This window comes from Arthrobacter sp. AK01 (assembly GCF_021109375.1).
Taxonomy (GTDB): domain Bacteria; phylum Actinomycetota; class Actinomycetes; order Actinomycetales; family Micrococcaceae; genus Arthrobacter.
On record NZ_JAJOHP010000165.1, the window covers coordinates 1 to 294 of the forward strand.

General features: G+C 66.7%; 1 pseudogene. It reads right to left on the reverse strand.

Annotated elements, in window-relative coordinates:
• Positions 1-294: pseudogene (locus LN996_RS23575) on the reverse strand (HNH endonuclease); the annotation flags it as partial.

Sequence of the window (294 nt, forward strand, 5' to 3'; positions counted from 1 at the left end):
GGTGCGGCCGATGTCCAGGACGCGGGAGTCGCTGCCGAGCAGGACGGGGATGATGTCGGCGTCGCAGGCTATTTTGCGGATGGTGTTCGGGTGCATTGGGCCGGTGAACGTGGCGGTGCCTGTGTTCAAGCGATCGGTGCCTGTTCCTATGCCGGTGCCTGTGCCTGTGGCGGCGCCTATGGCTGTGCCGGTTTGTGTCCTGGTGCCGGGCTGGTGGTGGCCGGTGCCGGTGAGTTGTTCGAGGAGGTCGCGGTGGTCGATGGTGACGGTGAGTTGGGGGCGGAGTCCGCCGTT